The organism is Massilia sp. METH4 (genome assembly GCF_037094685.1).
Lineage (GTDB): Bacteria > Pseudomonadota > Gammaproteobacteria > Burkholderiales > Burkholderiaceae_D > Rugamonas.
On record NZ_CP146614.1, the window covers coordinates 6012530 to 6031416 of the forward strand.

Here is an 18887-nt window from a genome sequence, read left to right on the forward strand (position 1 = left end):
GTGTCTCTTCGCGGCGCGCCCTTTCAACCGGGCGCCTGCACGGAACGCCCCGGCTGGTGGCGCATCGCGGTTTCGATCGCGGCCGCCACATCGAGCAACAGATCATCACTGCCCGGTTCGGCAAAGACGGTGACGCCGAACGGCTGATCGTCCTCATCCCTGCCGGCGGGTATCGCGACAACCGGCGCTCCTGCCTTACCCGTGCATTTTGCCGCGACCGCCATCGGAACCAGCAACACGTCGGCGGCACCGGCCTTGAGCGCCGCCTGGATGCCTGCGTCGAGGCTCAGCACGAGATCGCGGCGTCGGTCGGCGATGTACTGGAGCGATGAGACGCCAGCCGCACCGTCTGCGGCCTCCAGCAAGGACTGCCCATATGGAATTGCTTCGGGATGGGAGCGGTTCCATGCAATGATGTCGCTCATGGACGCCATGCCGCATGGTTCGAGATCCTGCAGCAGCCGGTTGAGGCTGTCCTTGAACTCCGTACGAAACACGCTCGAACGGACTTCGCTCAACTGCTCGGCGCTGGGCAGGTCGCACGGATCGATGATTGCCGCTCCCGCACGTGACAGGGAGTCGAGGACTTTGCCGAAAGCAGTGCTTCTGCTCTCGCCGGCCACTGCATCTGCCATGCACCGGCGTGGTATTCCTATTCGCAGCCCTCGCAACGATCGTTCTCGACTGATCGTGTGCGACGGGCCGGTCAACGTTGCGCTGTCATTGATATCCGGACCGCGAATCGCTTCGAAGACCGCGACGGCATCCGCGACCGTCGTCGTCAACGGACCCGGCGAATCCTGGCTCGGCACCAGAGGGATAACGCCGTGACGACTGACGCGCCCGACCGTCGGCTTGAATCCCACGATCGAAGAATGTATTGCCGGCGCCTGGATGGAATTCTGTGTCTCGGTGCCGATCGCGAAGGCGCATAACCTGGCCGCTACCGCCGCCGCTGAACCAACACTCGATCCGAGTCCCCGTCCATAACGCAAGCCGAAGGGATGCCGGACGACTCCTCCCGCACCGCTGAATTCGGAAGGCATGACGTCGGACACGAAGTCGGCGAATTCCGTCATGTTCGTCTTGCCGAGCAGTACGGCTCCGGCCTCGCGCAAGCGCGCGACCAGGGTTGCCTCATAGGGAGGAACAAACTCTGCCAACGCCCTGCTGCCCGCCGATGCAAAAGCGCCGTCCGAAGTGAAGATGTTATCTTTCACGAGGTACGGCACCCCATGCAGCGGTCCGCGGTTGTACCCGGCCTCAAGTTCCGCATCCGCCCGGCTAGCGCAATGCAGGGCAAGAGGAGAAATACTGCGCACACAGTTGAGGCCAGCGGTGCCTGCGTCCAGTTTCTCGATACGCTCCAGGTACCACCTGGTGGCTTCCACCGAGGTAAGCCTGCCATTGGCGATTGCAGCGCCCAGTTCCAGCGCCGTGCCGGACCGAAGAATCGTCGTGAGGTCAGGCATTTACCAGTACCCCCTGGTTGCGAGCCCTTATCGGCAACCCGCTGGAGACACCCGGGTCCACCAGCCCGCGCTCGGCTGCGATCACGACCGCATGCGTCCGCGCTTTCGCGTCCAGTTTCGTCAGCAGTCCCTTGATATGCGTTTTGACCGTTCCGACACCGATACCCAATTCCCTGGCGATCAACTTGTTGCAATGTCCGCCTGCAAGCAGATGAAGCACATCTGACTCGCGGCGGGTCAGCAAGGTGCGGCTGATGCTATCGGCGATCGATTTCGATACTTTCTCGGTCAAGTACCGCATGCCGTTGGCGAGATTCCTGACTGCGTCATACAGCTCGTCGGCCGTGCAATCGTGAAGCAGGTACCCATAAGCGCCCTGGTCGAGTGCTTCACGTACGTGCGCTTCCTTGTGGTGATGGGTAACGATCAGGATGCGGGGTATCGCAGCGCCAGCGGCCGCCTGCACCTTCGCAAGCTGAATACCCCCAGCATAGTCGCTCACCACCACGCAGGGCCGGGAAAGGCATGCCGAGGCACACCCCGTTGAGGCAACAACGTCGAACTCTGCACGCGCCGCCAGAAGCGCGCCTATGCCAGCGGCAACCAGCGCATCCGGATGCACCACGTATATGGGTAGGGGTTTTTCCTGCATGGTGTCGTATTCTTGAAAGCAAGACTGCCATCATGCACCGCCGGCGCTGCACGTACCACGTACATTAGCCGCCTCCGTTCATAGTACGAAACGACGGTAATCCACTCCCCCCATCGTGGTATGAAGTGAGTTGTATGAGTTTCCGCAAGACAATATTCAATTGACTTGCGTAAATGCGCTACGCACAATGTGCCTATTGAGGAGGCACTGCATGAGCATGAACCGGACTGCCGTTGTCAGGCGTTCAATCGCAAGCATGGATTTGAAAGACGCGCTGATGGTCGGTGTGATCGTCTACGCCTGCACGATCTTCGGCATTTATACGGCGCAGTCGGACACGCTGGCGGGATTCTGGCCCAGCAACGCGGTAATGGTCGGTCTGCTGCTCAGGAAGGCTCATCCTCCGACACCGGCGCACTGGGTGGCCGCCGTCGTTGGCTACGTGCTGGGCGACGCCGAAACGCTGCAAAGCTGGCCCAAGACCGTCATGCTCACCTGGGCAAACATGACGGGGGTGTCGGTCTGCTATGTACTGCTGTCCCGTACGGGCGAGGAACACCGGGGCTTGCGTAATCCCGGCTCAATGGTGCGCTTCGTCCTGGCGGTTGTCTGCGGTGCCGCCGCCGCTGGCGTGGCCGGCTTCTTTATCCATCCCCGGCTGTATGGCGGCACGCCAACCGAGGGCTTTGCCTTCTGGTTCTCCACGGAACTGGTCAATTACATCGCCATGCTGCCCGTGATGCTGACCATGCCCGCCCTGCCGCGTGGGCTGGCCAGGTACAAGCGCCGCGACGACTGGCCCAGCTGGCGCGTTGAAGAAATCGCACCGCTGGCAGCTTTCGCCGCCAGCCTGTGGCTGGGCACGCAGCTTGGCGGTCCGGGCGTCATTCCATACCCGGTCCCTGCCATGCTCTGGTGCGCCCTCACGTATGGTCCGTTCGTCACGGCTTGTATCACCCTGTTCTTTTCGATGTGGACCTTGATCGCCATTTCCAGCGGCACCCTGCCGATCGGCGTCAGTTTCGATAGCGAGCAGGCGGTCATGTCTCTGCGCGTCGGCGTGATCTTCACGGCACTGGCCCCATTGACAGTGGCAAGCGTGATGGCAGCGCGCAATGCGCTGCTGGCCCGACTGATGCACGTCGCCTCTCACGACTCGCTGACGCACGCGCTCAACCGCGGCGGCTTCATGACCAGTGCTGAAGCCGTGCTGGCCACGCCCAAGGTAACGCGCCAGCCGGTTGCCGTCCTGATGATGGATATCGATTTTTTCAAGGCGGTCAATGACAACCATGGTCATGCGGCGGGCGATGTCGTCCTGGCCAGCTTCGCGAGCGTAGCCCAGAGCTGCCTGCGCAGGGGTGATCTGTTGGGTCGGCTGGGCGGCGAGGAATTTGCGGTTTTACTACCCGGATGCAGTCCGGAAGCCGCCTGCGCGATCGCCCAGCGCATCTGCGACGCCTTTGCCGCCCATCCGGTAGCGGTGGGCGGCGACGCGCCGCTGCACTCCACCGTCAGTATCGGCGTGGCATGCTGGAATAAGCCATCCATTTCCATCGAGGCCATGCTCGGCGCCGCTGATTCGGCGCTATACGCCGCCAAGAAGTCAGGCCGCAACCGGTTCGTTCGCAGCGCCTGAGTGACGCGCGATCGGTGCCTGCCCGAGCGCGGAGCCTCATCGTGCTTCGGACAGCAGAACCCTATCCCGGGAAGTCCTGACCGGCAATCAGCAATTCGATGCCGGCGTCCCGCAGGCCATCCCGATACTGGGCGCTGATGTCGGCGTCGGTGATGATGGTATGGACACGGTCCAGCTGGACGATGCGGTGCAGGCTGATGTAGCCGAACTTCGAGGAGTCCGCGAGCACGATGACTTTCCTGGCCCGTTCCACCATCTTGTGGTTCAGGCTCGCTTCCGCCTCGTGGTGGGTCGTCACGCCGAACTGCAGGTCCAGGCCGTCGACACCGAGGAACAGCTTGTCGAAGCTGTAGGCCTGCAGGCAGGCCTCGGCCTGCATGCCCTGGATCGACAGCGACTGCTTGCGCAGCAGGCCGCCGGTCAGGATCAGGTCCACACCCGGCGCGTTCACCAGTTCCCAAGCGATATTGAGCCCGTTGGTCATGACCGTCACGTTATGGGCCTCGCGCAGATGGCGCGCGAGCGAAAGCGTGGTGGTGCCGGAATCGATGATGATGTTCTCGCCCGGCTTCACCAGGCTCGCCGCCAGGGCACCGATGCGCTCCTTCTGTTCGTGATTGAGCGCGTCCTTCTGCGATACCGTCTGTTCGGTGGGCGGCATGCGTGCCAGCGTAGCGCCACCATGGCTGCGGATGGCAAGACCTTGCGCCTCGAGTGCACTGAGATCGCTGCGGATCGTTACCGCCGACACGTTCAGCTGTTTCACAAGTTCGCTGACTTGTACCGAGGTGCGTTCAGTGAGTGCTTTCAGGATGGCTTCGCGGCGTTGCCCGGTTTGTCCCATGGTCGGACGAATAATTTTGATAAAACAGCAGCTTACCAGATTGCAGCAGGGGCGGCACTACCGCTGGGGCGGTGCCGGCCGCCATGCGGTGCGATGGCGGCGCGGCACCCGTGGCGGTGGCGGCAGGCGCCGCGTCAGCGCGAGGCTTCCAGGCGTTCGAGCGCCGCGGCGTCCAGCGGCGTGCCGGCGCAGCGCGCCGCATACAGCGCGGCACCGAGCACGGGAGGCAGGCGCGGTGTCGCCAGCCGGTACGCGCCCTTGCCGGAGGCGGCCAGCGCCTGCCCGAACGGCGTGCGCAGCGGCCCTTCCGCGCCGAACAGGCCGCCGGAATAGGACACGGCCAGTTCCATCTCTGGACCGACCCCGAGCTGGCCACGCACCGCATCGACCAGCGCGGCGATTTCGGCGGCGGCGGCGTCGAGGATCGCCGCCGCCTGCCGATCGCCCTGCGCGGCCGCTTCGGAGACGAGCCGCGACAGCGCGGCCACCTTGCTGCGCTCCCCTTTCAATTCGCCATAGACGACCTGGCACAGGTCGAGATCGTCACGCAGCGCCAGGCGTTCGCGCAGCAGCGCATGCAGCGGTCCACGCGGCGCGCGGCCATCGCTCATCCTGGAAAACAGCGCCAGTCCCGCGCGGGCGATCCAGTAGGCCGAGCCTTCGTCGCTGAACAGCTCCCCCCAGCCGCCGGCCCGCGCACGTCGCCCGCCGATCTCGCCATACGCCATCGAGCCGGTGCCGGCAATGACGCTGATGCCGTCGGCGCATGCCAGCGATCCGGCCCAGCTGCACACCATGTCGTTGCCGCACAGGTAGCGCCCGTGGCCCAGCACGGCGCGCGGCAGCGCGTCGAGCTCCGGCTGGGCCGCCCGGTCTTCGCCATGGGCAGGCAGGCCGAAAAAGGCGAATTCGATATCGCCCGCGCCGACGCCGGCGGCCGCGAACAGTGCCGCACAGCCGCGCGCCAGCACGGCGGCCGCGCCATCCATGCCGACTTCGAGATAGTAGGCACTGCTCTCCTCCTGTCGCGCGAGCACGCGTCCCTGGCTGTCGACCAGCGCGAACGCGGTCTTGGTGCCGCCGCCATCAACCCCGAGGAACATGGCCGTCTCCTTCCAGCGGATAGATGGTGACGCCGCGCACCACGCGGTTGACGGTGCCCGACACGCTCGGCGTGTCCGGCCGCAGCCCCAGCGCCAGCGACTGCAACAGTGCGTAGGCCTGGCAGAACACGATGTACGGCAGCGCGAGCGCCAGGTCGCCCGCCCGGTCGACGGCGTGCAGCGTCACGCAGTCGCCTCCCAGTTCCGGTTCGGCGCGGCCGCTCAGTGCCAGCACCCGGCCGGCGCGCCCATCGTTGCGCAGCTCGCGCAACAGATCCAGGTCGTAGCGCCGGGCCTGCGCGTCGTTCGACAGCAGCACCACGACCAGCGTATCGGCATCGATGATCGTCTTCGGACCGTGGCGGAATCCGAGCGGCGAATCGAACAGCGCCACCACCTGCCCGTCGGTCAGCTCCAGCAGCTTGAGCGACGCTTCGCGGGCCAGGCCGCGCAAGGCGTTGCTGCCGAGGTAGACCACGCGGCGGAAACGGCGCGCCACCAGCGCTTCCAGCAGCGGCTGCATCTCGTCCAGCACGCGGACCGCGGCGGCGGCAGGGGCATCGACGGCGTTCTCCGGCAGCACCCCGAACGCACATGCCGCGGCCAGCAGCATCGACGTGAAGCTGGTGGTCATGGCGAAGCCACGGTCGTGCGTGGCGTCCGGCAGCAGGATCGCGTGGACATTGGCCCTGCCCTGCGCCATCCGGCACAGTTCGCCGTCGGGATTGCAGGTGATGAAGAGATGATGGACCTCCTCCACGAGCTGGTCGGCCAGCGCGACGGCAGCCACGCTTTCCGGACTGCTGCCCGAGCGGCCGAACGACACCAGCAGCGTCGGCACCTTCGGCTGCAGGAACTGCTGCGGGCCGGATACCAGGTCGGTGGTCGGCACGGCTTCCGCGCGCCGCCCGGCGCCGAGCAGCGCGGGCACGAGGCACTCGCCGATGAACGCCGAGGTGCCGGCACCCGTCAGCACGATGCGCAGGTCGCCGCGCGCCAGCAGCGGTCCGAGGAATGCGTCGAGCGCCGGGCGCTGGCCCGCGACCAATGCCTCGATCGCGGGCCAGATGGCCGGCTGCTGCGCGATTTCGCGCGCCGTGAGGCCGGCGCCGGCGGCGTCGAGCCGCTCCGCCGCAAGGCCCAGGATGTTCGTGAATTTGCTGCGGTCTACGACTGGCATGCTTCCAACTCCCTCGTTGCGGCGCCCGCCGTGCAGGCGTCCGTGGTACAAGCGTTCATGTATTGGCGCAGCACCCTGGCCACGCCTTCCTTCAGCAGATCGACCGGCCGGTTGCGCACCCGGCCTTCGCGCACCGCTTCGTACTGCGCCGGCAGGTACTGGCTGAGCAGCGTGAGCGGCGGCGCTTCCCGTTCCAGGCTCGCCAGCAGGCGCGCCTGCGCGGCCTGAATGGCCGGATGCGGCCAGTAATAGCGGATCCGGTCGCTCAGGCTGTACTGCTGGTCGAACCGGGCACGGCGCGGATCGTTGTCGTAGTACTTGCGCCAGTATTCGGGTTCGGCGCGCATCACGTCCAGCACGGTGTCCTTGAAGCCGCACCCCTTGCCGTCGCCGGCCATCGCCGCTTCGATATCGGCCAGCGCCCACAGCGTTTCGCGCAGCGCGAAGGTCGCGCCGGGTCCCACCTTCAGGATCGCGAAATGGCCGGCCACCAGCGCGGCCAGGTTGGCCGGCGTCTGGTAATCGGTCGAGTGGGCTTCGTAGACGAGCGTGGGCACGCCTTCGATCATGCGGCTCAGGCCCACGGCCCGCTCCGGCTGGAAATCGATCACCTTGTGATGGTCGAACTCGACGCCGGGCTGGACCACCAGGCCGACCACGCGCGGCCACGCGGCGTCGAGCCCCGCCGCGGCGAACGCGCTCCTGTGCGAAGCCATCGTCCTGGCCGCCGCTTCCGGTGTCGTGACGCTCAGTTCCTCCAGGTCTTCGTGGGCGCCGCCGGGCACCGGCACTTCGGTGCCGACCACGTAGACCGGCGCTTCGCCGCCCGCGGCCTGCCAGGCCCGCTCGGCGACGGTGCACAGCCGCGCGGCCCGCGCCGCCACGACGTCGTCGCGCAGCGGCACGGGATCGCCGGCGCACGACATCGAGCAATCCAGGTGGATCTTGCGGAAACCCGCCGTCACGTACTGTTCGATCAGCACGTCGGCCTTCGCCATCGCCTCGCCGGCGCTCTGGTCCTGCCACGCATTGGGCCCCAGGTGGTCGCCACCGAGCAGCACGCGCTCGCGCGCGAGGCCCACGCGGTCGGCGATGCCATGCACGAAAGCGTGGAAGGCGCCCGGCGTCATGCCGGTGTATCCGCCATCCTGGTTCACCTGGTTCGACGTGGCCTCGATCAGCACCGGCTGCCCTGCCGCGGCCGCCACTTCCATCGCCGCCTCGATCACCAGCGGATGCGCCGAGCACACCGCGTGGATGCCGACCGGTTCACCGGCCTTGTGGCGGCGCACCAGATTCAACATGTATTCCATTGTCACGCTCCTTGGGTTGATTCTTGGGGTGCGGCGCCGTCGTCCGCCTGCAGCGCGAGAAACAGCGCGGCCGCCAGCGACAGGCCGATGCCGGCCAGCCGGTAGCCGCCCGGCACCGTCGCGGCCAGCGCCATCGCGATCACGGTCGTCAGGAGCGGCGCGCCGGCGTTCACGAGCGGCGATACCGTCAGCGCCTTGCCGTGCCGGAAGGCATACACCAGCGTCAGCGCACCGACGGCGTTCAGGACCTGGGTAACGGCGGCCAGCAGCGGCCCGGATGGGCCATAGTTGATCGGCTGCGAAAAATCGGTCATCGCCAGCGCCACCGGGATGCACAGCAGCGCGCTGGCGGTCATGTAGAAGAAGATGCTCTCGGCATCCATGCGGGCATTGGCCAGCTTGATGAAGTAGGCTTGCAGGCCCCAGGCGACGAGCACCGCGAGCGCCAGCACGAACCACAGTCCGTACTGCCGGGGTGCCCCGCCCGGATTGAAGTCGAACAGCGGCAGCGCGCACACGGCCAGCACGATGCCGGTCATGCCCATCGCACCGGTGCGTTCATGGAGGAACACGTACGACAGCACGATCGTGATGACCGGCGACAGCGAAATCAGGGGGAAGATCAGGTAAGCCGGCCCGGCCTTCACCGCATAGAACAGCACCATCTGTCCACCGGCGCCGAGCAGGCCGATGGCCAGGCCATAGGCCACCGCGATCCGGTCCCGTCGCACGCGCCACCCCGCCCGCGCCAGCACGAACAGCGCCGGCGGCACCATCGTCAGCGCCCAGACCACGTACACCAGCGTCTCGGGAAAGCCGTGCTGGCTGGGCAGGCCGGCGAAGGCACCCCATACACCCCACAGCAGCGCGGTTGCCAGCGCATAGCCGAGCCAGCGCGGCCTGGCCGTCCCGCTTGTACCTGGTTCATGCGGCATCGTCTTCTCCATGATGCTCCTTCAGGGTTTTACATTCGCGCCGGCCGCGCGGTTTCGCGCAATGCGCCGGGCCGGTGCCACCGTGGGTGCTTGCGTTAGCAACTGTTCCGATAGTAGTGGGGTATCGAACGAAATGCAATTGCCTTTCGATTTATTTTCGTTTTGTGGTTTTTCTGCGTGCCCCACCGTGACTTTCCTTTTCGATTACTTTCGCTTACTATCCCAGCTGAGGTTTGCCGGCTGAGGTTCGTCGTCCTCGCCGGCCCGTGGGCAGGGGCACGGCGCCTTTCGAATTCGGCCGGGAGGGCGACGCCGGCGCCAAACCCGCGGGAGGCGAACATTCGACCGAAGCTGCTACCACGACAACCAGACCAGACAGGAGATCCGCATGGCCGATGGCATGTCCACCATGAGTTGGCAGGCGAGGCATGCGTGCCTCGCCGTCGCGAGCGCAATCGCATCATTCACCGCACAGGCCAGCACCAGCCCGGCAACCGATCCGGTGGCCCCGACCGGCCGCTGGGAAGCGAACACGAACGGCAACGCCAGCACGCCGCCGATGGGCTGGAACAGCTGGAATGCGTTCCGGACGGAAGTCGACGAAGACAAGGTGATGGGCGCCGCGCGCGTGCTGGTCGACAGCGGGCTCGCCAGACTCGGCTATATCCACGTCAACCTCGACGACGGCTGGTGGCAGAAGCGCCGCGCCGGCGACGGGCGCCTGCAGATCCGCACCGGCATCTTCCCGTCGGCGGCCACGGGCGGCCCGGACGGCACCAGCTTCAAGCCCTTCACCGACAGGCTCCACGCGATGGGCCTGAAGGCCGGCATCTACACGGACATCGGCCGCAACGCCTGTTCGCAGGCCTACGACCTGCATTCGCCGAACCTGCCGGCGGGTACGGCCGCGGAGCGCGAAGTGGGGCTGGACGGCCACGTCGCGCAGGACATCGACCTGTATTTCCGGCAATGGGGCTTCGACTACATCAAGATCGACGCGTGCGGGCTGGCCGATTTCGTGCCCGGTTCGGCACTGGTGAAACAGCATGACTACCGGGCGCTGGCACCGCTGATCGAACGCGGCTCGATCAACCGCACCGATATCGGCGCGGTGCGCAGGCGCTACGAGGAAGTGGCGGCCGCGCTCAAGGCGACGCGGCCGGACAACGGCTACACCCTGTCGATCTGCGCCTGGGGCATGGCCAACGTACGAACGTGGGGCAAGGATGTGGGCAATCTGTGGCGCACCAGCGCCGACATCACGCCGAGCTGGACAAGCATGCTGCACAACTTCGACAGCGCGGCGAAACGCGCGCTGTATGCGGGCCCCGGCCACTGGAACGATCCCGATATCCTGCACATCGGCCACGGAGCGTTCGATGCCGCCCACCCCGTCGAAGTGCGCGCGCATTTCTCGCTGTGGGCGATGATCAACGCGCCGCTGCTGGTCAGCTACGACCTGCGCAACGGCCCGGCGTCGCTGCTCGCCGTGTTGGGCAATGCGGAAGTGGTGGGCCTGAACCAGGACAAGGCGGGGCACCAGGGCGTGGTTGCCTATGATTCGGACGATGCGCAAATCATCGTCAAGACGCTGGGCGACGGCCAGCGCAAGGCGGTCGCCCTGTTCAACCGGGGTGCCTCGCCCGCGCCGGTCACCCTGCTCGCGCGGCACATGAAGCTGTCACCCGGCGCGCCCGTCACGCTGCGCGACCTGTGGTCGAAGGAAAGCGCCACGTTCACCGGCGAGAAGGCGTTCGTGCTGGCACCGCATGAGACCCTGGTTTTCGAAGCGACCGGCAGGCGGCAATTGGCGAATGGCGTGTATCTTTCGGAGATTCCCGGTGCGATCAACGTCGCCACCGACGGTACCCGGCAACCGCAACCCGATCCGACGATCCACCGGATGATCGATCCGTGGTCGAACACGCGCTCCGGCGGCTCGCGCCCTCAGTACGCCGGCTGGGGTGGCGCGCAGGCGGACGCGACACCCTTCGGCCAGGCCTTGCAGGTGGCCGGCCAGGGCTTCGATTCGGGCATCGGCATACTGGCCAACTCGCGGCTCCAGGTGAAGAATGACGGCCACCATGCACTCTTGATGGCCTCGGTGGGCGTGGATGACTCGACCGAAGACACCCGGCAGCCCTTGCGCTTCCATGTCTATGGCGATGGAAGGCTGCTGGCGGAAAGTCCGCCGCTGGTGTTTGGAGCCGGCGCGCATCGATTGCAGGCGGACATCCGGGGCGTCAAGGTCATCGAGCTGGTGGTGCGCGGATCGCGTTCGGGCAATGCCGGGCTAGCGGTGGCAACCTGGGGCGATGCCCGGCTGCTGCGTCATGCCGATGACGGCACCTGAACACGCCGGCCGTGCACGCAAGAAATCCGGCGCGGCGGCGGCAAACAGGCCGGCCGGCAGCGCGGACAGGGTTCCCGCGTGTTACAACACGCAGCGCGGAAGGACAGGCTGCCTGTCCGCCGCCGGCAGCGGCATCGAAACGAAGTAGCCCTGCAACTCGTCGCATTCGAGTTGCTTCAGTTGCCGGGCCTGCCCGGCCGTTTCGACGCCCTCGGCCACGACCCGCATGCCCAGCGCGTGCGCCATGGTGATGATGGCGGTGAAGAACACGCTTCCCTCCCGGGTCCTTTCCAGTTCGGCCGTGAAGGCCTTGTCCACCTTGAGCACATCGAAATCGAGGCGCTGCAGTTGCGACAGCGACGAGTAGCCGGTGCCGAAATCGTCCACCGCCAGGGCAATCCCCAGCTGCTGCATGTTTTCCAGCGATTCCGCGACATGTGCGCTGTCGGCAGTCATCGACGATTCCGTCAGCTCGATCTCGACTAGTTCGGGCCTGACGCCATGGCGCAGCAACGCCTTGCGCAAGACTTCGCACACGTCGGATTCGTTGAACTGCCGTGGAGACACGTTGATGGAGACCGGGACGACCTGTTGTCCGTGCGCCGACCAGTGAGCGATCTGGGCGCAGACCTTGTCGATCACGACTTCGCCCAGCTGCACGATCAATCCGGTTTCCTCCGCAAGGGGAATGAAATCGATCGGCCCGAGGACGCCACGCGTTGGATGGGCCCACCGGACCAGGGCCTCCAGGCTGCAGGTTTCGCCCGTCGCCACCTCGACCCGAGGCTGGTAATAGAGGATCAGCTGGTCGCTGTCGAGCGCGTGCCGCAACTCGGCGTTGCGATCGATCTTCGCGCGCACCGCCTCGTAGTATTTCCGATCGAAGAAGCGGTAGTTCATCTTGCCGCTGGTCTTGACGGCATACATGGCGGCGTCGGCATGCGTGAGAAGTTCCTGCGTGTCCGTGCCGTCCTCGGGAAAGACGCTGATGCCGATCGAGGCGCCGACGGGATAGCGCCCCTCGGCCACGTGGAACCGTTCCCGGAATGCCTGCAGCACGCGTTCCGCGATGTGGGCCACGGCGGCGCGGTCCTGCGCCTGCTCGATGATCACGATGAACTCGTCGCCTCCGACGCGCACGACATGGTCAGCCGGCCGCACCGCCAGTTTCAGCCGTTTGGAGACATTGCGCAGCAGTTCGTCCCCTGCGTGGTGGCCGGCGGTGTCGTTCACGTTCTTGAAGCCGTCGAGGTCGACGAACAGCAGCGCCACCATGCCGTTCCTGGCGGCGGCGCGCTCCAGCGCGGCCGGCAGGTAGGCGGTCATCCAGTGGCGGTTGGGCAGCCCCGTCAAGGGGTCTTCGTTGCCGCGCCGCTCCAGCTCGAACATGTGCCGCTTGCTCTCGGTGATGTCCCACGCGGTCACCGACAGCAGGCCGTTCGAATGCACCATCTTCAGGCGGTACCACTTTTCCGGCCCCCCCTTGAACGGCACTTCGATGTCGTCCTCGAAGACGCCGCGTTCGACGGCGACGATGAACCGGCGCAGCAGCCTGGCGCGCCAGTCGCTGCTGTCGGCCTGGTGAAGCTTCGACATCCTGGCGCCGACCATGGCCTGGCGTGGCCGGCCATACAGCTCGGCCCCGGTCCGGTTGCAGTCGACGACCTCGAAGTCGACGACGAATCCGTTGCGGTCCCGGATCGCGCGGCAGATATAGAACCCTTCCGTCCCCTCCTCCGTGGCGAGCCGGTACGCTTCGCGGGTGAGTTCCATCTGGTATTTGCGCCAGCCGAGGCGCAGCGACAGCGCCATGGCGATCAGCGTGAAGATGGCCAGGACCACGCTGTTCACGGTCGCGCGCGTGAGCGTGTTGGCCCTGACCTTCGCGAAGGCGGCGAACGCTTCCTGCTGGTCGACACCCGCTATGGCAATGACGGGATATCCCGGCACCTGCTGCCAGCCGAGGTAACGGCTGCGCCGGTCGTCGAACCATGCCGGGCCATCGACCAGCACGCTGCCTCCGGGCCGCGCCCGCAGCCCGTCGCGAGATGTCAGGGCCGTCAGGGCCGCCTCGGCAAAGGGACTCGTATAGGACGCATAGGTGGTTTCGCCGACCCGGCTGGCGCGGATCGCACCGTCGCTGCCCACGATCGCCAGCAGCCCGTTGCCGCCGAGCGCGACCCGGTCATAGCTGGCCGTGAGATATGCCGGCGCGACCGCGGCGCGCACCACGCCGCCGAAATCGCCGTCGGCGCCCGTCAGCCGCCGGGAAAAATGAACGACGCTGCGGCCGGTCGACCTGCCGATGGCCGCTTCGCCGACATACAGGGTGTCCGCCACCTGCGCTTTCTGGAACCGGAAATACATCCGGTCGGCCACATCTTCAGCCGCTACCGGCAGCGTATTGGTGATCAGTTTCCCGTCCGGCCCCACGATGCCGACATTGAAAACGGGGGTCGAGGGGAATAGCCCGGGCGCGCTCGGGCCTTCCAGCCGCAGGCGGCGTTCGCTGAGCGCCCATTCGAAGCGCACGTGCTGCAGGATCTGGTCGACCATGTGGAAGGTGCGCGCCAGGTGTTCGGCGTACCCCCGCGCCACGGTGGCGGCGTCCCGCAGCGCATCCTCTTCGCGCGCGCGGTGCTCCCGCTCCAGCGTATCGAGGATGGAGGCCCAGCCGAGCGCCGCGATGCTCAATGACAGGATCGGCCAGAGCAGGATGAGCTTCGAACTGCGGGCAACAAAGGCGATTCCGGGTCTGATGTCCATAAACCTTCGCGCATGGTCGGGTATCCACGGCTTCCTGCCCGTCGACGGGCCGTACCTGGGTCGCCAACAGCACGGCTCGGCGGCGCGCACCACGGGAGCCTCGCGCCGTGCCAGCGCACATGCCCGGGCAAGACGATCTTGCAGGAAGGGTAACCAGTGTACCCGATTAGCCAGCGAATCGGACAACCGGGGGGCTAGCTGCCGCTCGCCTGGTGCTGCAGCCGCAGTACCACGACCCCGTGTGCCGGCACCGTCAGCGCCGCGGGCCTGGCAGTATCGCCGGTCGCGCCGCTCCACAGGTCGGTGTAGCCGTGGCGCTGCTTGCCGAAGTGCACCTGGCTGCCGCTGATCTCGTCCACGATGTGGTGCGCGTTCCAGTCGAACGTGTAGCGCCGCGGCTTGTCGTCGCGGTTGAGGAACATCAGCGCCCACTCGCCGCCTGCCAGCGGCTTGGCGTACATGTCCAGCTGCCCGTCGTTCATGAAGCGCCAGGCCTGGATGCCCCGTTCATCCTGGTTGAGCGCGATGATGGCGCGGTTGGTCAGGATCTTGCGCGTGGCCGCGGACATCGACCGGATGTCGTTACCGGCGATCAGCGGGGAATTGAGCATCGCCCAGATGGAGAAGTGCGCCTTGTCTTCGTCCTCGCTCATGCCCTTCCCTACTTCGAGCATGTCCATGTCGTTGCAGCGGCCGGGGCCGGAATACTTGCGCAGGTTGGCCTGCTTGTCCAGGATCGGCAGCACTCCCAGCGAAGCCCAGGTACCCCGATTGAACTCGCAATCCCAGCAGGGGTAGATATCGCCCGTGGTGCGCCAGGAGTGGCCGACATCCTTCGCCCATTCCCAGGGCTTGTTGTTGCCCCATTCGCAGAGGGAAAACAGGATCGGCCGCCCGGCCGCGCGCAGTGCGTCGCGCATCGTCGTGTACGCGCCTGGAGCGCTGAGCCCCTCGGTATCGCACCAGTCGTATTTCAGGTAATCGACGCCCCATTCGGCATAGGTGAGCGCATCCTGGTATTCGTGCCCGCGGCTGCCGGGGCGGCCCGCGCAGGTGTGCGCGCCGGCGTCGGAGTAGATGCCCAGCTTCAGCCCACGCGCGTGCACGTAATCGGCGAGCGCCTTCATGCCCGACGGGAAGCGCCGCGGATCGGGCTGGATGAACCCTTTCGCGTCGCGCTCGCCGTGCCAGCAATCGTCGATGTTCAGGTATACGTAGCCGGCATCGCGCATGCCGCTCGCCACGAGTGCATCGGCCGCCTGCCGGATCAGCTTTTCGTCGATATCGCAGGCAAAGGTATTCCAGGTGTTCCAGCCCATCTGCGGGGTACGGGCCAGTTGTTCGAACTTGGCCGGCGCGGCGGCGGCTGGCTTGACGCTGGCCTGGGCCCGCGCCTCGTGGGTGAAGAAGACCGCGCCGAGCAGCAGCGGCAATGACAATGCTTTCATCTTGATGATTCCATCCGAGGTGATGCGGCGGGGCCTCGAGCGGCTCCCGCCATCGTGAATGAGATTACTGGAATGAATAACCCACGCGCAGGCTGTAGCGCGGCCCGGAAACGAAGAAGGCGCGCTTCTTGTCGCCGATCCCCTGCTGCATGGTCTGGGAGTAGCGCGCGTCACCCAGGTTCTGCGCCTGGAAGTCCAGCTTCAGGCTGTCGCTGAATTTATAGGAGACGCCGCCGTCGACCTGGCCGTAGTCGTCGGCCCACAGCGGCAGGCCCCAGGCGACATTGCGCTGCCCGAAGGTCGGGCTGGCCGGATTCGTATCGGTGCCGTTGTCGCCGCGCGTGCCGTTGGCGTTGGTACTGAGCAGGTAGCGGGAACGCCAGTTGTGCGCCACGCGCGCCGACCACGGCCCCCGGTCATATAGGATGGCGATGTTGTAGGCATTCTTCGACATGTTCGGCAAGGGCATGTTGCCGAAGGTGCGGCCGTCCAGGTCGCAGCCGTTCAGGTTCAGGTTCAGGTTGCCCGCGCCGGTGCTGTTGCCCGAGCAGTAAGGGCTGTACACCGGGTGGTACAGCGTGCGCTTCGTGTCGACCCACGTGTAGTTCGCCGACAGGCCCAGCCCCTTCAGCCAGGGCGGCAGCCGGTCGTAGTACTGCTGGTAGGCCAGCTCGGCGCCTTTCACGCTGCCGCGCGCGCCGTTGACGGGCGAGGTGACCTGGAACTGCTGCATCCGGCCCTGCACGTCCGGCAGCTCGTAGGCGATGGTCTGGTCGAGGATGACGTCCTTCAGGCGCTTGCCGAACACGGCGAGGGTGAGCGAGCCGCCCGGGGCGAAGTACCATTCCGCCGTCAGGTCGAGCTGCCGGGACGTGATCGGCTTGAGCAGCGGATTGCCACGCGCCTCGCCGGTGTGATCGACGGCGGTGACGTTGACCGTCTTGCCGGTTTCGTTCGACGTCGACGACACATTCTGGCTCATGGTCGTATAGGCCTGGAGCTGGCTGAACTCGGGCCGTGACATGGAAGTGCCGAAGGCCAGGCGGAATTGCAGCTTGTCGCTGGCCTTCAGGCGCAAATTCAGGCTGGGCAGCAGATTGTCATACGAGTGACCGACATCGCTCGCCTTCTCGTACGCCGGAATGTTCGGGATCGGCACGCCGGTCGCCTGGAAGCCGGCCGGAATGTTCACGCTGGGACGGAACGACGTGTACCCGCGCGAGCGGGAGCGCGTGTCGACGTAGCGCAGGCCGACGTTGCCGTCCACCGGCCAGGCCAGGTCGTCGAAGCCGAAGCGCACCTGGGTGTAGAGCGCGCGGGTCCTTTCGTGCTGGTCATTGGTGCCGGCCGGGTTATCGCCGGAAAACCGCGCCGGCTTCCACTTCGCGCAGCTGGTGGACACCTCGGCGCACAGGATGTCGTGATAGGAATGCAGCTGCGCATAGGAATCGGGATAGCCGCTGGCCACGCTCGGCGCCGGGAACACGACGGCAGGCACGCTGACGTCGCCATTGAAGAAATTCGGGAAACGGTTGACCACGTAGGGCGACGTGAAGCGCGGATCGCTCAGGTAGGCCAGCTTGCTGATGTTCCAGCCGAGCTGCCAGGGCTGCGACACGGCGGCCCAGTTATACAAGGGATCGGAGTTGACCGTCACCGCCTCGCGGTCCGTCAGCCGCAGGCCGAAGCGCACGTCGCGCAACACGGCATGGTCGAAGGTGTAGCGGGCATCGCCCTTCCAGGCCTTCATCCTGCCCGTATTGCGGTGCAGGTGCTCCATCGTGGTGCCCCAATAATAGTTGGCGGGGTTGGCCAGGAAGGCGCGCTGGTCGTCCGTGAAATCGATGCGCGGCAGCGAACCGCGGTAGTCGAGGCGCTGGCTCGGCATCAGCATGCCCAGGCCGACGGCCGACGAGAACGCGTCGGCGGCGGACTTCACGTATTGCAGGTCGCTGCCCAGGTGCCAGTTGGCCGCCACGCGCCATTGCAGGTTCCAGGCCACGTCGGTGGTCTTGGAGTTGCCCTTGTTGAATCCGCCCGCGTTGCTGAACGGGATGCCGCCGTTGCGCGTGTCGCTGATCGTACCGCTGACGAAGGCGCCCTTGTCATCGTACGTGGCGTCCGCCACCTTCAGGTCATACGCACTGGCGGACGAGAAGATCGACTGCTCCTGGGAACTGTCGCGGTAACGCGACTGGAAGGCGGTCAAGTGGCTGCGCACATTGCCCAGTTTCCATTGCAGCGCACCATAGGCGCCCTTGCGCTCGCGCTCGTATTCGTAGGTGCGCCATTGCGCCCCCTTCGGTACCCAGACCGTGCGGCCGGGCTCCAGGTCGGTGCGTGGATAGAACGGCTCGAACTGGAAGGTATCGGTGCGGGTGGAACTGTCGGAGCTGGCCAGGTTGAACAGCACCCCCCATTCGCCGAACCGGCTTGGCCAGCGGGTCGAGACGAGAGCCGAGCCGGACGTATCGGCCTTGCCCTTCTTCAGCGTCGAATACGTCTTTTCCAGCGAAGCCGCGCCGCGCGTGCCCTTGAAGTCGAACGGCAGCGCCGTGCGCAGGTTGACCAGTCCCGAGATGCCGCCCTCGGTCTGTTCGGCCGACGGATTCTTGTAGACGTCGACGGCCGCCATCAGTTCGGGCGGCACATCGCCCCAGCTGAGGGAACGGCCGCCATTCGCGGCAAACGCCTCGCGCCCGTTCAGCTCCGAGCGCACATAGCTGAGTCCCCGCACATTCACGCCCGAGCCTTCGACCGAGAAGCGCTCGTAGTCGCCCTTCCCCTGCCGGTCGATGCTGATGCCCACGACTCTTTGCAGCACCTCCGTGACGGACCGGTCGGGCAGCTTGCCGATGTCTTCGGCCACGATCGAGTCGACCACCTCGTCCGCATCCTGCTTGATCTTTTGCGCGCTTTGCAGCGCCGCGCGCTGGCCCGACACCACCACGACTGCCTTGTTATTTCCCTCGCTCTCCTGCCCATGCGCCGCCGGCGTACCGGCGAGCATGGCGATGGCGACCGCGATCGCCGTCTTCTGGAATGGCTTCATATCGTCTCCGTTGGTCTTCTCCCCGGCAGGCTTGCGCGGGGGATGCTCTTTTGCTTGTGTTCGCCCGTGGCCGGGCAAGGCAAGAATACGAAGGCGGCGGACGGCCCGATAACGCAAACCGGGAAGATGT

General features: G+C 66.1%; 12 protein-coding genes. 2 read left to right on the forward strand and 10 right to left on the reverse strand.

Annotated features, from left to right (window positions below; genetic code table 11):
- Positions 1–23: 23 nt before the first annotated feature.
- Both V6Z91_RS26250 and V6Z91_RS26255 read right to left on the reverse strand, forming a co-directional pair.
- Positions 24–1472: an amidase family protein gene (locus tag V6Z91_RS26250; protein ID WP_338763225.1), complete on the reverse strand. Its 1449-nt coding sequence runs from the start codon at positions 1470–1472 to the stop codon at positions 24–26.
- The gene (locus V6Z91_RS26255; protein ID WP_338763227.1) at positions 1465–2124 is read right to left on the reverse strand and encodes a response regulator transcription factor; all 660 of its coding nucleotides are present in this window, start codon (positions 2122–2124) and stop codon (positions 1465–1467) included. The genes V6Z91_RS26250 and V6Z91_RS26255 overlap by 8 nt, the downstream gene beginning before the upstream one ends.
- A 211-nt stretch (positions 2125–2335) precedes the next feature.
- On the opposite strand from V6Z91_RS26255, the gene V6Z91_RS26260 reads away from it, so the two are divergent.
- A complete protein-coding gene (locus V6Z91_RS26260) occupies positions 2336–3763 on the forward strand; it encodes a diguanylate cyclase (protein WP_338763229.1) in 1428 nt (475 codons plus the stop codon).
- 61 nt (positions 3764–3824) lie between these two features.
- Here V6Z91_RS26260 and agaR read toward each other — a convergent pair whose 3' ends face one another.
- The 5 genes from agaR to V6Z91_RS26285 form a co-directional block, all read right to left on the reverse strand.
- The gene (gene agaR / locus V6Z91_RS26265; RefSeq protein WP_338763231.1) at positions 3825–4607 is read right to left on the reverse strand and encodes a transcriptional repressor AgaR; all 783 of its coding nucleotides are present in this window, start codon (positions 4605–4607) and stop codon (positions 3825–3827) included.
- 134 nt (positions 4608–4741) lie between these two features.
- Positions 4742–5710, reverse strand: coding sequence for a BadF/BadG/BcrA/BcrD ATPase family protein (locus V6Z91_RS26270; RefSeq protein ID WP_338763234.1), 969 nt, complete (start codon positions 5708–5710; stop codon positions 4742–4744).
- Positions 5694–6890 carry an SIS domain-containing protein gene (locus V6Z91_RS26275; RefSeq protein ID WP_338763236.1) on the reverse strand — a complete coding sequence of 399 codons (1197 nt, stop codon included), beginning with the start codon at positions 6888–6890 and terminating at the stop codon, positions 5694–5696. Before V6Z91_RS26275 ends, V6Z91_RS26270 begins: the two co-directional genes overlap by 17 nt.
- On the reverse strand, positions 6878–8203 hold the full coding sequence (locus V6Z91_RS26280) for a D-tagatose-bisphosphate aldolase, class II, non-catalytic subunit (RefSeq protein ID WP_338763239.1): 1326 nt from the start codon (positions 8201–8203) through the stop codon (positions 6878–6880). The genes V6Z91_RS26275 and V6Z91_RS26280 overlap by 13 nt, the downstream gene beginning before the upstream one ends.
- A 2-nt stretch (positions 8204–8205) precedes the next feature.
- Entirely contained in the window at positions 8206–9150 is a 945-nt protein-coding gene (locus V6Z91_RS26285; protein ID WP_338763242.1) for a DMT family transporter, read from the reverse strand.
- Between the two features lie 376 nt (positions 9151–9526).
- On the opposite strand from V6Z91_RS26285, the gene V6Z91_RS26290 reads away from it, so the two are divergent.
- The gene (locus V6Z91_RS26290) at positions 9527–11491 is read left to right on the forward strand and encodes an NPCBM/NEW2 domain-containing protein (protein ID WP_338763245.1); all 1965 of its coding nucleotides are present in this window, start codon (positions 9527–9529) and stop codon (positions 11489–11491) included.
- 81 nt (positions 11492–11572) lie between these two features.
- Here V6Z91_RS26290 and V6Z91_RS26295 read toward each other — a convergent pair whose 3' ends face one another.
- The 3 genes from V6Z91_RS26295 to V6Z91_RS26305 all read right to left on the reverse strand — a co-directional run bounded on the left by V6Z91_RS26295 (position 11573) and on the right by V6Z91_RS26305 (position 18757).
- Complete coding sequence (locus tag V6Z91_RS26295; RefSeq protein WP_338763248.1) at positions 11573–14257, reverse strand: EAL domain-containing protein; 2685 nt, start codon at positions 14255–14257, stop codon at positions 11573–11575.
- Positions 14258–14451: 194 nt separating this feature from the next.
- A complete protein-coding gene (locus V6Z91_RS26300; RefSeq protein ID WP_338763251.1) occupies positions 14452–15705 on the reverse strand; it encodes a glycoside hydrolase family 27 protein in 1254 nt (417 codons plus the stop codon).
- A 64-nt stretch (positions 15706–15769) separates the two neighbouring features.
- Positions 15770–18757 (reverse strand): TonB-dependent receptor, encoded by a 2988-nt coding sequence (locus tag V6Z91_RS26305; RefSeq protein WP_338763254.1) that lies wholly within the window; start codon positions 18755–18757, stop codon positions 15770–15772.
- Positions 18758–18887 lie beyond the last annotated feature (130 nt).